Source organism: Paenibacillus ihuae (assembly GCF_001368795.1).
GTDB lineage: Bacteria > Bacillota > Bacilli > Paenibacillales > Paenibacillaceae > Paenibacillus_AQ > Paenibacillus_AQ ihuae.
Window position 1 is genome coordinate 2,644,886 of the sequence record NZ_LN831198.1, and the last position, 14,737, is coordinate 2,659,622.

Annotated in this window: 14 protein-coding genes and 1 pseudogene; 13 read left to right on the top strand and 2 right to left on the bottom strand. The window is 39.1% G+C overall.

Annotated features, from left to right (window positions below):
- Positions 1–1,173: heavy metal translocating P-type ATPase (locus AQR02_RS11985; protein ID WP_082451819.1), on the top strand; the 1,173-nt coding region annotated here is incomplete at its 5' end.
- A 613-nt stretch (positions 1,174–1,786) separates the two neighbouring features.
- On the opposite strand, the gene AQR02_RS32450 is transcribed toward AQR02_RS11985, so the two are convergent.
- Positions 1,787–2,053 carry a hypothetical protein gene (locus tag AQR02_RS32450; protein ID WP_148449090.1) on the bottom strand — a complete coding sequence of 89 codons (267 nt, stop codon included), beginning with the start codon at positions 2,051–2,053 and terminating at the stop codon, positions 1,787–1,789.
- Positions 2,054–2,332: 279 nt separating this feature from the next.
- Here AQR02_RS32450 and AQR02_RS11995 point away from each other — a divergent pair, with 279 nt between their 5' ends.
- The 11 genes from AQR02_RS11995 (at position 2,333) to AQR02_RS12045 (ending at position 12,911) form a co-directional block, all read left to right on the top strand.
- Positions 2,333–2,806, top strand: a complete 474-nt coding sequence (locus tag AQR02_RS11995; RefSeq protein WP_054940698.1) for a C40 family peptidase — start codon at positions 2,333–2,335, stop codon at positions 2,804–2,806.
- A gap of 544 nt (positions 2,807–3,350) precedes the next feature.
- Complete coding sequence (gene qoxA, locus AQR02_RS12000; RefSeq protein WP_054940699.1) at positions 3,351–4,298, top strand: cytochrome aa3 quinol oxidase subunit II; 948 nt, start codon at positions 3,351–3,353, stop codon at positions 4,296–4,298.
- 43 nt (positions 4,299–4,341) lie between these two features.
- Positions 4,342–6,291, top strand: a complete 1,950-nt coding sequence (qoxB, locus tag AQR02_RS12005) for a cytochrome aa3 quinol oxidase subunit I (protein WP_054940700.1) — start codon at positions 4,342–4,344, stop codon at positions 6,289–6,291.
- Entirely contained in the window at positions 6,288–6,884 is a 597-nt protein-coding gene (gene qoxC, locus AQR02_RS12010) for a cytochrome aa3 quinol oxidase subunit III (RefSeq protein WP_054940701.1), read from the top strand. The genes qoxB and qoxC overlap by 4 nt, the downstream gene beginning before the upstream one ends.
- Positions 6,885–6,886: 2 nt before the next feature.
- A complete protein-coding gene (qoxD, locus tag AQR02_RS12015) occupies positions 6,887–7,171 on the top strand; it encodes a cytochrome aa3 quinol oxidase subunit IV (protein WP_054942081.1) in 285 nt (94 codons plus the stop codon).
- Positions 7,172–7,272: 101 nt separating this feature from the next.
- The gene (locus AQR02_RS12020) at positions 7,273–7,698 is read left to right on the top strand and encodes a BlaI/MecI/CopY family transcriptional regulator (RefSeq protein ID WP_054940702.1); all 426 of its coding nucleotides are present in this window, start codon (positions 7,273–7,275) and stop codon (positions 7,696–7,698) included.
- The gene (locus AQR02_RS12025; protein WP_054940703.1) at positions 7,695–8,567 is read left to right on the top strand and encodes a M56 family metallopeptidase; all 873 of its coding nucleotides are present in this window, start codon (positions 7,695–7,697) and stop codon (positions 8,565–8,567) included. Before AQR02_RS12020 ends, AQR02_RS12025 begins: the two co-directional genes overlap by 4 nt.
- Before the next feature lie 316 nt (positions 8,568–8,883).
- The gene (locus AQR02_RS35120; protein ID WP_054940704.1) at positions 8,884–10,293 is read left to right on the top strand and encodes a DUF5693 family protein; all 1,410 of its coding nucleotides are present in this window, start codon (positions 8,884–8,886) and stop codon (positions 10,291–10,293) included.
- Entirely contained in the window at positions 10,290–10,922 is a 633-nt protein-coding gene (locus AQR02_RS35125; protein WP_280818622.1) for a DUF5693 family protein, read from the top strand. The genes AQR02_RS35120 and AQR02_RS35125 overlap by 4 nt, the downstream gene beginning before the upstream one ends.
- A complete protein-coding gene (locus tag AQR02_RS12040) occupies positions 10,919–12,112 on the top strand; it encodes a murein hydrolase activator EnvC family protein (RefSeq protein WP_054940706.1) in 1,194 nt (397 codons plus the stop codon). Before AQR02_RS35125 ends, AQR02_RS12040 begins: the two co-directional genes overlap by 4 nt.
- A 46-nt stretch (positions 12,113–12,158) precedes the next feature.
- A complete protein-coding gene (locus AQR02_RS12045; RefSeq protein ID WP_054940707.1) occupies positions 12,159–12,911 on the top strand; it encodes a ketopantoate reductase family protein in 753 nt (250 codons plus the stop codon).
- 125 nt (positions 12,912–13,036) lie between these two features.
- Here the strand turns inward: AQR02_RS12045 and AQR02_RS12050 are convergent, their stop codons facing one another.
- On the bottom strand, positions 13,037–13,402 hold the full coding sequence (locus tag AQR02_RS12050) for an ArsR/SmtB family transcription factor (protein WP_054940708.1): 366 nt from the start codon (positions 13,400–13,402) through the stop codon (positions 13,037–13,039).
- 249 nt (positions 13,403–13,651) lie between these two features.
- On the opposite strand from AQR02_RS12050, the pseudogene AQR02_RS34120 reads away from it, so the two are divergent.
- Positions 13,652–14,737: pseudogene (locus tag AQR02_RS34120) on the top strand (heavy-metal-associated domain-containing protein); the annotation flags it as partial.

Below are 14,737 nucleotides of genomic sequence, written 5' to 3' on the forward strand. Positions count from 1 at the left end.
TTTGCACGTTACTATACACCGGTTGTTGTCATCGTCGCTTTACTTCTGGCGGTTGTACCTCCCCTGGTTTTAAGTGGGGCTACCTTTTCAGATTGGATCTACCGGGCGCTTGTCTTTTTGGTCATATCTTGTCCTTGTGCGCTTGTTGTTTCTATACCGCTGGGTTTTTTTGGAGGGATTGGAGCAGCATCCAAGACAGGTATTCTTGTCAAGGGCAGCAACTACTTGGAAGCCTTAAACAATGTTAAGTATGTTGTATTTGACAAGACAGGAACACTCACTAAGGGAGCCTTTAAAGTTACTGGTATTAATCCTGCCGGAGAATTATCAAAAGACGAACTTCTTGAATACGCGGCATTTGCGGAGCTGCATTCAACTCACCCTATCGCTGAGTCCATACGGGTCGCCTACGGGAAGGAGATCAGGGAAGATCAACTGGAGGGTTATAATGAAATCTCGGGACATGGCATACAAGTAAAGGTTCAGGGGAAAGAGGTCTTAGCCGGTAACATCAAGCTAATGAACAAGTACAGTATATCTTTTGAAACGCCCAATGAGGCAGGAACGGTTATTCATGTTGCAATTGAAAAAAAGTATGCGGGGTATATTGTCATCTCGGATGAAATAAAAGACGATTCCGCAAAGGCCATTCGTTCGTTAAAAGAACTAGGCATAAAGAAAATCGTGATGTTGACAGGGGACGCCAAAGCCGTTGGCGATTCGGTTGGACAGCAGCTAGGTATAGATGAAGTGCATGCAGAGTTACTGCCACAGCATAAAGTGGAAGAGATTGAGAAGTTGATGCAGAGTAAATCGCCTAAAGAAAGAATAATTTTTGTTGGTGACGGTATTAATGATACTCCAGTGTTAGCTCGGGCAGATGTGGGTATAGCCATGGGTGGATTAGGGTCGGATGCCGCTATAGAAGCAGCTGACATTGTCATTATGACAGATGAACCCTCGAAAATCTCGACAGCTATACGAATTGCTAAGAGAACCAGACGGATTGTTTGGCAGAATATCATCTTTGCATTAAGCGTAAAAGCGATATTTTTACTCTTAGGCGCTTTTGGTTTTGCTACTATGTGGGAAGCAGTATTTTCAGATGTAGGCGTGACCGTGATTGCGGTCTTGAATGCCATGCGAATCTTAAGAATGAGCACATCCCGGTGATGTCTCCAATGAAATATATTAACGAGGTAACAACGAGCCGAAGTTTGTTTACAGCTTGGCAGTCCTTGTTCGAGGTTCCCTTTCGCGACATGGATTTGCTGGACCCGACAAGAGGATTTTTTCCAGGCTCCCGCTTTAATTTGGCGCATCCACAGAATGGACAAGTCCCATGAGCTGCGTAGTGCTTTTTAATGAGTAAATAGCGATTTTCGTCTGAAGCCTTCCGGCGTTGCGGCTTTCTTCGGTTCATCTTCATCTGAACCTATGTACGTCGGAGTTTTTCCTCGGTGGAGAGTTCATTTTTTTTGCCTAAATTATCCGGTAAATGCAGCCTGCTAGAAGATTACCATGGGTAGTATAAAGCTTGGTAAGCCTTAAGGCTGCGTGCTTAAAGGTGGGAGAGTAAATATGGTTCTTTTCCGATACATGAAGGATGTTTGGAAGGGCTTCCAACCGGCATATTCATTGTTAAGTTTACATATTTCTATTTTTCTCCATTTCTCTTTCCCCGCTCATTGATTAATCTAGTTAAAACACAAGTAACCCGTAAGTTGGACACTTTTTTAAAGTGTACATCTTATGGGTTACAGTTCAAATATCCCCTCTTACTTTTTTAATGTTTTCCGTGTAGTCCCCAATGGGGTGCTTGAAAGTGTCCGTGATCTTCATGTTTGTCGTAATGGCCAGGGATGCCTACCCAATGGAGTCCATGAGGAACTTCCAGTGTGGGTGGAAATCCTGGTGGATAAACTTCGCCTTCCCCTGCCTTGATAAAACCAATGTGAGCTTGTTCATGTTCGCCAAGGTCAACATGGGCTCCGTGGGCTACAAATTCATAATGCTCTGGGATATGAATATGTTGCCATTCGTGATCTGACATTACTTTTCATTCCTTTCGGTGAATTTAAATACAAAGATATTGTGGGTATAATTGATTGTTTTTATTCACGGGACAATGCTAATACATTTAACCTACTGGTGGAATTCAGATAATCATGTGGTTGAATAGACGTTGACAAAACAAAAAGGAATATACTACAATGTGTAAGGTGACAAAATATTAACAACTTAATGTCATAAACGTAAGATGTCACACCATCGAGAATGTTGTTAGAAGGTGTTTCAGAATATTGGATACGAACTTAGGGAGGGATATTTTTTGAAAAGAATGTTACTATCCTTTTTAGGCGCAACGGTATTGTTTGGTGCCATTGCTACTAGCACATATGCTAATCAAACTATGATTGAGAGTCAGGTAAGCGAGGTAATTGGAACCCCATATAAGTATGGTGGATCTACTACTACGGGTTTTGATTGCTCAGGCTTCATATTACATATTATGGATAATTATAAGCTGGATTTACCGCGGACTTCACAAACACAAGCTAAATCTGGTAGCTACGTGGCAAAAGAAAATCTGCGCATTGGGGATCTGGTTTTCTTTAATACAAATGGTAGAGGAATTTCACATGCGGGTATTTATATGGGGGAAAATAAATTTGCTCACTCTTCAAGTAGTAAGGGAGTAACTATAAGCAGTTTATCTGAAGGATATTACAAGAATAGATATGTGACAGCACGAAGAGTGCTGGGCAAATCCATATTTGATAAGGTCACTAGCGAGATACATTAATTTATTCAGGGGATAGTAAGTTTATATGTAAAATGGAATTGTGTTCTTTATCTTAATTTCAGCTGAGAGCTGCCTCGATCTTTTACAGAGGTAGCTTTTTTAGATATTATCGTAACAGGATATTTCTTAACTGATTACTGAAAATGATTTGAAAAACAGAAGGAGGATGCAATTGGAGATTAAGCATAATATGATGGCCAAGGATTATCATCTAACCTCGATGACAGTCCTTTTTTGTGTTTCGCTAACAGAAAACTTAATAAGAACGATTTATTTATCTTTTCACGTTAAAGGATATGAGATAAATCACTAATTTAATTTGGATAATTCGCATTAAATGTCTAATTTGTGTCTTTTGAATAGTGTTTATGTGTAAAACGTGTGACGAATGAATTTTAATACTACAAATCGTAGTTTTAATTATGTACAATTATTGAGTCACGAAAGTTTTGTATAAAGGCAATGACAAGAGAGTTAATCAACTGAAGTAACTAAGCGACTTTTGTGTAACGTATTTAAAAAATCAAGAGAAAGGTGTGCTCAAATGAAGCTTCGCTGGACAATTATGGCTATTCTACTCGTCTTTTCAGCTTTGTTAACGGGTTGTCAACCACTAAAAGTACTAGATCCTAAAGGGCCCCAAGCTCGAACTACAGCGAATGTAATATGGGTTTCAATTGGAACAATGGCTTTGGTTGTTATTGTTGTAATCATATTGTATGCGTTCATTATAAGGAAGTATCGTGCCTCAAATCAGAATGAGGACTACGAACCACCCTATATTGAAGGTAGTCTAAAACTTGAAATTCTTTGGACAGCGATCCCTGTTTTAATCGTAGCTTTTTTGTCAGTTGTTACTATTGTCTCTACTTTTAAGGTTGAAGCAGTACCCAAGGGGTATTCCAAAGAACCATTAGTGATCTATGCATCATCTTCTAATTGGAAGTGGCATTTCAGTTACCCGGAAGAGGATATTGAAACCGTCAATTATTTGTATATTCCAACAAACAGACCTATTCAATTCAAGTTATATTCTTATGGGCCAATATCAAGCTTCTGGATTCCTCAACTTGGTGGGCAAAAGTATGCGATGGCAGATATGGTCAATACATTAAATTTAGCCGCTGACATTCCCGGAGAGTACACTGGCCGTAATGCAAACTTTACCGGTGAAGGGTTCGCGGAGCAGACGTTTAGTGTTAATGCAGTTCCACCGGAAGAATATGACGAGTGGGTAGATGAAGTGAAAGAGACAGCAAAACCAATCACTGAAGCAAAATTTGATGAGTTATTAGAACCTGGCCATCTAGGACAATCAACATTCACCGGAACCCATTTAGGTTTTTCGCCGCCTCCGGGAAGCCACCATAGTGAGGAGTCTAACACTGCTAATGAAAGCTCAAATGAGTCAACTCAGGGCACAAATGATAGTAATCCAATCAATACGAACATGGAGGGAATGAATCATGGGGATTCAATAATGGGGCAGTAAGAATCCTGGTGTAAATGTTTAATCTTGAGAGGAGCCGAAGAGTATGGATTTTTTCAATCGATTTGCTGTACCCAATCCAAGCCCTACAATTTATGCCTCAATGGTAGCTATCGCTCTTGCTATAATCGCAATCATTGTAAGCTTAACCTATTTTAAAAAATGGGGATACTTATGGAGAGAATGGATAACTACAGTGGACCATAAGCGGATAGGGATTATGTATCTTATATCTGCATTAATCATGTTATTTCGTGGTGGAGCTGATGCCATTATGATGCGTGCCCAGACGGCTGTGCCTGATAATACGCTACTTGGTGCAAAAGAATATAACGAAATCTTTACAACACACGGCGTTGTGATGATTATATTTATGGCTATGGCGTTTATTATGGCTTTAATGAACTTTGCTGTGCCATTGCAGATCGGAGCTCGAGACGTTGCCTTTCCACGACTCAATGCACTGAGTTATTGGTTATATTTCTTTGGGGCTATGTTATTTAACATCTCTTTTGTCATTGGAGGTTCTCCGGATTCGGGATGGTCTTCTTATTTTCCGCTTGCGGGCACTGAATTTAGTGCATCTGTAGGAACAAATTATTATATGCTCGCGCTTCAAATCTCTGGGATAGGGACGTTAATCACAGGGATAAATTTTATCACAACTATTCTAAAAATGAGAGCACCCGGCATGACCTTAATGAAAATGCCAATGTTTACTTGGTCAGCCTTGATTACAAATTTAATCATTGTTTTTGCTTTTCCTGTATTAACCGTGGCACTTGCCATGGGAACGATGGACCGACTTTTTGGAACAAACTTTTTCACAACGACCAATGGCGGTATGGATATGCTTTGGGCTAACTTGTTCTGGGTTTGGGGACATCCTGAAGTATACATTTTAATTTTACCGGCATTTGGTATTTACAGTGAGATTATTTCAACATTTGCACGACGAAACTTATACGGCTACAAATCAATGGTCATCTCTATGGTTGCTATTTCGATCCTTTCCTTTTTAGTCTGGGTTCATCATTTCTTCACAATGGGTCAAGGAGCATTAGTCAACAGTATTTTCTCCGTAACGACAATGGCAATCGCTGTTCCTACCGGAATTAAAATATTCAACTGGTTGTTCACATTGCGAAAAGGAAAAATTGTATTTACTGTGCCTATGCTATATTCCTTGGGGTTTATCCCTATATTCACAATTGGTGGTGTGACAGGGGTTATGTTGGCAATGGCAAGTGCTGACTATCAGTATCACAATACCATGTTCTTGGTGGCTCACTTCCATCTCGTTATTATTCCAGGCGTAGTATTTGCAATGATTGCTGGGCTCACTTATTGGTGGCCTAAAATGTTCGGATTCATGTTGAATGAAAGAATTGGAAAATGGGCGTTTTGGTTTATCTCAATCGGTGTTTGTGTGACATTCTTTCCAATGTTCATCTCTGGATTAAATGGCCAAGCGCGCCGGATGTATACCTATTCGGAATCTACAGGATTTGGTATATGGAACATGATCTCATTTATCGGAGCAATTGGGCTGTTAATAGGGTTCGTTTTAATCGTATATAACATCTATTACAGCACTCGTTACGCATCCAGAGATATACCTGGAGATCCGTGGGATGCTCGTTCTCTCGAATGGGCCTCTTCCACTCCAGTGCCGGAATATAATTTTGCCATCATTCCAACAGTTAATTCTGGTGAAGCATTTTGGGATTACAAGAAAAAGGGCCATAATCTTTTCAATGGTACATTAGAAAAAATTCACATGCCTAATAATAGTGGGCTGCCATTTATTATTGGAGGTATATTTTTTATCTGGGGCTTTGCATTTGTATTTGGGTTGTGGATTTTTGCAACTATTGCCACCGTCGGAATCTTCATTTGTTTAGCCTACCGATCATTTGAACAAGACCATGGTCGATATATCACAGTTGAAGAAATTGAAAAAACTGAACGCAATCGGGGAGGAGTCGGAATATGAAAATTGATCAGTCGCTCCCGCTGGAATATAGTACAGAACAAAATCGTTTGAATATTATGGGTTTTTGGATTTTTCTGGGAGCTGAAATTGCACTTTTTGGGACATTATTCGCCTCTTACTTTACATTAGTTAATCGAACGGGTAATGGACCTACTGGAGCGGATATCTTTGAAATCATTCCTGTAATGACTGAAACCGTTTTGCTTTTAGTAAGTAGTTTTACAATCGGTTTGGGAATTCACGCCATGCGTTTAGGAAGGCAAAAGGCAAGTGTTGTTTTTATAATCATCACTCTATTACTTGGCTTAGGATTTATCGGCGTTGAGATTTATGACTTTATTGTATATATGCATGAAGGTGCGAAGCTTCAAACAAGTGGATTTACAGCTATTTTATTTACGCTATTAGGGACCCATGGCGCGCATGTTGCTTTTGGTTTGGTTTGGGGACTGTTGATAATTATTCAAATTATGAAGCGCGGGTTAACACCTGAAACAACGAATAAAACCTTTATTTTCTCTCTTTATTGGCATTTTCTTGATGTTGTCTGGATTTTCATTTTCAGCTTCGTCTTTTTAAAGGGGATGATGTAATGATGAGGGAACTCTTTCCTCGGAAGCAAATAATGGGTTTAGTATTTTCACTGACTCTTACAGCAGCGGCTTTAACCGTTTATTTCTTTGATCTCTCATTCGCAGTGGGTTCAACGATCCTTCTAATCACAGCATTTTTACAAGCTATTATTCAATTGAGCGTTTTTATGCATGTTGGAGAAGGTGAAGATAAGAAAGCAGTTTATACGGGGTTATACTATGGGGCCTTTGTCGCCCTAGTAACAGTCTTTGGTACGCTTCTAACCCTTATTTGGGGATATTATTAGAAGAATCTATTTATCAGAATGATCTATCTGTCGATATTACTTTCGGGTTATGTCCTCCTCATAATCATGGTAAAATGTAATCAAGAATGGAGGTTGAATTTGTGCAAGTGAAAAAAATTAACTTAAATGAAGAGGGCCTGCACCGGTTCTTTGGCACTCTGGAAACAAAGATTATGGAGATTCTTTGGGTGAAAGGAAAGCTTACCATTAAACAGGTCCATGAGATCATTAATAATGAAAGTCCTATATCACTAAATGCAGTCATGACGGTGATGGTACGGCTATCGGACAAAGGTCACCTGCATAAAGATTCGAGTGGAAAGGGGAGGAATAAAGTCACCTATTTCTCCCCGACGCAAAATAGAGAGCAATTTATTATTGAACAGACCAAAGTGGTCACGGACGGCTTGATAGAAGACTTCGGTTCCTTAATGGTAAGCCATCTTGTCGATAATTTGGATAAAGCTGATCCAGAGTTAATTGATAAATTGGTTCAGAAGCTGGATGAGATGAAAAACCAACCATGAAATATTTAACTCTGAGATTACCTCGCCAAACAAAGCTTGCATTAATCACCTTGGGAATCACCGGTGTATTAGTTATCGTTTTGCTTGGATATAATGTTTTACATCAAATACAGGACGTGCCGATAAAGTCTAATCTCTTGAAAATGATAAGTGCACTAGTTGCAGATACGTTTACTAATCATATTGTTTGGGAACTTGTATTAAATGCCTTAGTCATATTCTCATTGACGGCATTCGGGAAGAATATTATACAGCAAATGAGGTTATATAGGAGCTGGAATCGATACGTAAATGCTTACAGAGACTTGGAAATGTTTAATTCTGTAGTTGCAAAATTTAAGCTGGAGAAGATTCGCTTTGTCATTTTAAATGAAACCAAAATGATAGCCATGACGATTGGGTTCCTAAAGCCGAAAATTGTTCTTTCTTCCTATGTTTTAGAACGATTTGATGAAAATGAACTTGAAGCAATCATTTATCACGAATTATATCATTATAAGTCACGCCATCCCTTACAGTTGTTTATATTAAACGTTGTGGCTGATTGTCTTGCTTTTCTGCCTGTAGTAAAAGAATTGGTCCAACATTATAAGGTCTGGATGGAACTTCTTGCTGATCGCTATTCAATCAAACGGATGGGAAGCGAGGTTCCCATCTCTCATGTATTACTTGCGGTGTTGAAAAATGAACAATTAAAAAATCAGGCTCTTGGAGTTCATTTTGCCAATGAAGCAATAAACTATCGACTTATGCAGCTAATTGAACCAAATAAAAAAATCAACATACCGTTATTCAATTGGAAAAAGTTGACTGCATCTTTATTTATGCTACAGGTAATGCTATCAATCTTTATTTACAGCTGCGTATAAATATTTGTTTTTGTTTGAAAAAGACACTTCTCGCATGTTTTAGTGATCGTCTACACGTTCACTTCATCATACGCAAAAGTGTCTTTTTAAAAACTTTATTGTCCTAATTCATGACAATAATTCTATCTTTTTATATTCCCCCTGCGAAAGTTGAGTTACTTTAATGAATATTGTTTAATGGACTCGATATTTGACAGTTGTACTTCATATTCATTAAACTACTATATGTAGTATAATATTCAACAGGATATAAAGGTGAATACATTGCACAGACTACAATCTGCGCCGAGAAAGTATGGAGGAGTGGCAAATCGATTTGATTAAAAAATGGAATGGCTACATTAAACGGTTATTGTGGATTGCAGTATTTTTGGGTGTAATTGCGGCAATGCCTTTGGGATACTCTAGATGGATGATGGAGAAGACCTCCAAACAAATTGAATTTATTTTTGATTTCCGTGATTTGTTGCAAATAGCTTCATACCAGCCTAACCCAGAAACGTTTGTACAGATGCAACTGGTATCGATGCAAGAAGCAGGCATCACCACAATGTCTGTATACGAGTCAACTTTAAATGATCTGTTACTGGCGGGAAGGCTTAATATTTATAATGAATCACAAGTTGCTTTACTGCAGCAGAACATCCCTATTTCAAATAGGAACTTTACATATGTACTGTTTGCTGGTGAAAAAGAAGAAAACACACTGAGGCCAATTATTAAGAAAAGATTTAATAAAGATAATATTAATGTAAGCAACTGGACCTTCGGTGGACGTTCTGGGTTAATATTAGAAACGTCTATTGAAAATGCTTTGATTAAAACCATGGAACCAGATCCATTGTCATTACAACTGATTCATGATGAAGGATTTAGGATCATACCTCGAATATCCGATCAGGACCGTCCTTTTGATCAAGAGGCTACGGAGAGAATGTTGGCTAATTTTCAAAAGCTTGGGGTAAAGCGAATTCTGTTCGATGGAAATGCTGTAAAAGGGTTTGGCGATCAGATAGAAAAGAGAACGTTATACTCATTTGGGGATTTATTGAATAAATACAACATTGGATTGGCTGCTATTGAAAATCTGAAAAATCCGCAATCAGGATTTGAAACGCTTGCTAATTTAGTAGAATATAACGTAGTGCGATTATATTCGCTGTCGGAAAATGATGCCGCAGCCTTAAAACCGGATGTGATCGCGGACAGGTTTCTACTTGCTGCAAAAGACCGGAATGTTAGAATGTTTTATCTAAACGGTTCGGTAGTTCGTAACCAGGATAAATCTGAAATTACAAATTCGCTGGATAATGTATATAAAGCGATTGCGTCTCCGAATGGTGCCAAGGATAAAATATCATCTGTGGGTTTTTCAACAGGTGAAGCAAAGGAGTTTGAAAGATCCAGTCCTCCTGGGAATAAACTACTGAGAGCAGTTATAGCTTTGGGGGCAGTGGCAATCATTGCATTACTTATAGGTACCTTTTTTCCTGTTTTGCTTTTGCCAGCTTTTTTTCTCGTGCTTTTTGGAAGTGTTGCGCTTTATTTGTATTCTTCTGCACTCGTTGAGCAAGGACTGGCACTTGGCGTAGGAATTAGCACTTCAACATTGGCAATGATTTGGTCGATGAAGCGTGTTGATATATACTCAAGGAAATATGGGAAGCTTCCGCAAGGTTTTAGCATAAAAAGACGTCTTGAAATATCTGTTTTTTTGTTTTTGTGACAACTTTGATTACTTTACTTTCGACTCCCTTTGTATTCGGATTGCTGAGTGATATTACGTATAATCTGCGTCTCCAGCAGTTTAGAGGAGTAAGTGTGCTCCATACTGCTCCAATTGCACTCGTTTCGCTTTATACAGTTTTTTTTATGAGTCGGTCATCGATAATGAATTTTCAAAAGATACTGCGATCACCAATTACGGTTGTATGGGTTCTGGCGGCATTAGCAATTGGAGCAGTTGGCTATTATTATTTATCCCGCACTGGAAATGGTGGAACAGCCTCTTCGCTCGAAATGCTGCTGCGCGGAACGATGGAACAGTTTTTCGGCGTTCGCCCAAGAACCAAAGAGTTTTTAATTGCGCATCCATTATTACTGCTTGGATTCTTTTTGAGTATAAGGTATCGGGCTGCGAGAGTATTGATCATTATAGGTACGATAGGACAGCTTTCAATTATTGATACGTTTGCCCACTTACATACGCCTCTCTATATTTCCGGCGTTCGTGTTTTACTAGGGCTTGGTTTAGGACTAATTATCGGGTTAATTCTCATAGGGGTCTGGAAATTGATAGAAAAGCGAATTGTCGAGGGCTACAATATATGGATTGGAACGGAGAAATGGAAATGAAGAAATGGATATCTACAATTACAGTTGTCGCTTTAATGGCTCTCATTATTCAACCTGCTCATAGCTATGCTAAGTCGATAAACCAAATCGACAAAGAGTTGGCTCAGCTTCAACAGCAAGCCGAAAATGCTGAAGAAAGGCAAGAAGAATCGGAGAAACAGAAACAGGAAGCTCAGCATTATGTAAATAAAAATCAAGAATATTTGCGGCAGGTGTTGGCCGACATGGAGACTGTGGGATTGGAACTGACTCGCATATCTGCGGATATCGATAAAACGGAAGAGGATTTACGTGACAGTTCGAAAGAATTAGATGAAACCAAGGCGCGAATTGAGGAGCGACAAGATTGGCTGGAATCGCGGATTCGTCTCATGTACATACAGGGGGGAGTTTCTTATTTGGATGTACTGTTATCGTCAACTAGCCTAAGGAATTTTCTGGAGCGAGTCGATGCGTTACAGGCGATTGCAAATCAAGATCGCATGATGTTGGCTGAAGAGAAGAAGGACAAAGAGTTGATTGAGCAGCAACAGCAACAACTGGAAGCAGACTATGCTAAAGTAAAGGGACTGTATGCCAATGCTGAATCACGTAAGAATATTTTGGAACAGAAAGAAGAAGAAAAGCAGCAGCTGATTGTAAAATATAATGCTAATCTAGAGGAGTCAGAGGTTATCTCCGAAGAGCAGGAAGCAGTGGTAGTAGGAATTGCAACGAAACGAGCGGCATTAGAGAAAGAAAAAAATAAGCTGAAAGCAAATATGGTTTATACGTTTTCTGTTGATTCTAAAGGGAATAGTGGATCCATGGCGCTCCCGGTTTCCGGTGCTCGTATATCTTCAAACTTTGGCACCAGGGTACATCCGATTACAGGTGTATTGAAGAAGCACAATGGTGTTGACATGGCAGCTCCCGAAGGAACAGATATTAAAGCGGCGGAAGACGGTGTAGTTATCGTTGCGGAATGGTGGGGAGGATATGGAAACACAGTCATTATTGACCATGGGAATAACCTCTGGACCCTTTACCCTCATATCCGTAACAACGGAATAAAAGTAAAAAAAGGACAAATGGTTAAGCGTGGAGAGAAAATCGCTGAGGTCGGCAGCACAGGTAACTCAACAGGACCACACTTGCATTTTGAAGTTCGTATTGACGGTAAGCCGGTAAACCCGATGCCTTATTTGTAATTTTGAATTTTAAGTGTGGTTAAGATTATGTCGAGGTGAATAGAAAATGAAATTTTTGATATATGGAGCAGGGGTAATTGGCAGTATTTTTGCTGGTAAACTGGCAAGCGTGGGGTATAATGTCACTGTTCTTGCTCGAAATCAAAGATATGAAGATATGACTGCAAATGGTATTATCCTGCAGAATGCTTACTCTGATCGTAAAGAAGTATCGAAGGTCAGGGTTATTGATCATCTTGAACCGAGTGATGTCTACGATTATATCCTAGTCATTATGCAAAAGACGCAGGTCAATTCTGTTTTACCTTATCTAGCAAAAAACCAAAGTGAAAATATTGTTTTTGTCGTCAATAACCCACTTGGATATGATGAATGGTTAAAATGCATTGGGCAGAAAAGATTGATGATCGGATTTCCAGCAGCTGGAGGAGAACTCAAAAATGGGGTTGTGAATTATTTTATTGGAAGAGGCATTGCCCGTGCTTTTCAAACTACAACCTTTGGAGAGTTAGACGGCAAAACAACATCTAGATTAACTGCTCTTGTCAAAGCCTTTAATAGAAGTCATATCCCCACTGTAACAAGTTCTAATATGGATGCTTGGCAAAAAACTCATGTTGCATTAGTTACCAGTATTGCAAATGCCCTATATATACATAAATCAAACAATTATGCGCTATCCAAATCCACTAAGGATATTCAGCTTATGATTCAAGGAATTAAAGAAGGTTTTCAAGTCATTGAGGCTTTAGGGTATAAAGTAACCCCTCGTAAGCTACACTATTTTAAATTAGGCTAAGCAAACATTATTCACCGTTTGAATTAAGCTTCTTGTTCCCTCAAACCTAGGTGGAGTAGGAAACAAGAAACGTTTCATTAAAAAGATTGCTAGAGCTATCGTGTTTGCCGGCCTTATTTGTGTAATTATTCATGTCTTAAATGTTGCAGAGTCTGTTGGAAAATCTGTTCAACATGTGTGTCATGCAGCGAATAAAAGACGGTCTTACCTTCTTTTCGACGTTTTACAATTCGCATGTTTCTTAAAAGTCTTAGCTGATGGGAGACAGCAGATTGTCCCATATCTATTATTACGCTCAAATCATTCACACATAACTCCCTTTGAAGTAAAGCATCTACAATTTTAATTCTTGTGGGGTCACTGAAAGCTTTAAACCAATCAGCCATCTGAGATACTGTAGTTGTATTCATCATTTCTGATTTTACAGAATTAAGATCTTTCTCAAAAGCCAAAGTAGTAACTTTGTCTACCTCATTTGCTGGTCTTTCCATGGTTCACCTTCCTATACCAAAAAAACATAGTTTTTAAAATTATAACATGCTTGTTAAATGAACCTAATATTTATAAAAAAACAAGCCGATCCGTTGAGAGCCCTCCAATCATTTAGTGTTCTGTATTTTAAACTTTAGTATTAGCAACATGCTGAATGATCGTTGACTTGAATAAATAAATAAGCATATAATAAGAATATCACATGAACATATGCTCATACATTACTTTTGTGAAAGGGGATAATTTATTTGGGACAATTAGGTCAATCCAAAGATACGGTAAAACGTGAGTTATTATTAGAAGGATTAGATTGTGCAAACTGTGCATTGAAAATCGAAAATGGCGTAAAAAAAATCCAAGGAGTCTCAGATTGTTCTGTCAATTTCGTAAATAAGACGTTGAGTTTTGAGGCAGATAAAGATCAGAATGAGGAAATTGTATCTGCGGCAACTAAATTAGTTAATAAACTCGAGCCGCATATTGAAGTGAGTATTAAGATGAAAGGCGGCTCTGGGCAAATGCGTGCCAAAGAACAAGCAGGACATAAGCATGCTAGCGATGGGCATGCAGGTCATTCGCATGGCAGTGGCGGACATGAAGGTCATTCGCATGATAGTGACGGGCATGAAGGCCATTCGCATGATGTTGGTAAGGAAAAAATCAGAATAATGTTAATTCGTTTGGCAGTGGGCGCAGTAGTTGCTGGAGTCGGAATGTTAGGTTCATTTTCAGGTTGGTTAGAACTAACTATATTTTTGGTAGCCTATCTCCTCATCGGCGGCGATATTGTGCTTCAAGCTGTTAAGAACATTCTTCGTGGCCAAGTATTTGATGAATACTTCTTAATGTCCGTAGCTACCATTGGCGCATTTGCTATTCAACAATACCCTGAAGGTGTAGCCGTAATGCTCTTTTATCAAGTAGGAGAGCTATTTCAGAGTATTGCCATTAATCGATCCCGTAAATCAATCAGTGCGCTATTGGATATCAGACCCGATTATGCGAACCTAAAAACAGGAAATGATACCAAACGGGTTTCGCCGGAAGAGGTTAACATAGGAGATCATATTGTTGTTAAACCCGGTGAAAAGATACCATTGGATGGAGTAGTCATTGAAGGAAGCTCAGCGGTAGATACATCAGCACTAACCGGTGAGTCTATGCCTCGGGAAGTGGAAGTAAAGAGTGAGGTTCTGGGCGGTTTCATTAACAAAAACGGAGTTATAACAGTGGAAGTGACTAAGCTGTTTGGGGAATCGACGGTATCCAAAATATTGGAACTTGTCGAAAATGCAAGCAGTAAGAAAGCGCCGACTGAAAAATTTATCTCTAAA

Coding starts and splice junctions, on each gene's coding strand:
- qoxD (WP_054942081.1), top strand. CDS start 6,887: ATGAGGGAACTCTTTCCTCGGAAGCAAATAATGGGTTTAGTATTTTCA.
- qoxA (WP_054940699.1), top strand. CDS start 3,351: ATGAAGCTTCGCTGGACAATTATGGCTATTCTACTCGTCTTTTCAGCT.
- AQR02_RS12045 (WP_054940707.1), top strand. CDS start 12,159: ATGAAATTTTTGATATATGGAGCAGGGGTAATTGGCAGTATTTTTGCT.
- AQR02_RS12025 (WP_054940703.1), top strand. CDS start 7,695: ATGAAATATTTAACTCTGAGATTACCTCGCCAAACAAAGCTTGCATTA.
- AQR02_RS32450 (WP_148449090.1), bottom strand. CDS start 2,053: ATGTCAGATCACGAATGGCAACATATTCATATCCCAGAGCATTATGAA.
- qoxC (WP_054940701.1), top strand. CDS start 6,288: ATGAAAATTGATCAGTCGCTCCCGCTGGAATATAGTACAGAACAAAAT.
- AQR02_RS12040 (WP_054940706.1), top strand. CDS start 10,919: ATGAAGAAATGGATATCTACAATTACAGTTGTCGCTTTAATGGCTCTC.
- AQR02_RS12050 (WP_054940708.1), bottom strand. CDS start 13,402: ATGGAAAGACCAGCAAATGAGGTAGACAAAGTTACTACTTTGGCTTTT.
- qoxB (WP_054940700.1), top strand. CDS start 4,342: ATGGATTTTTTCAATCGATTTGCTGTACCCAATCCAAGCCCTACAATT.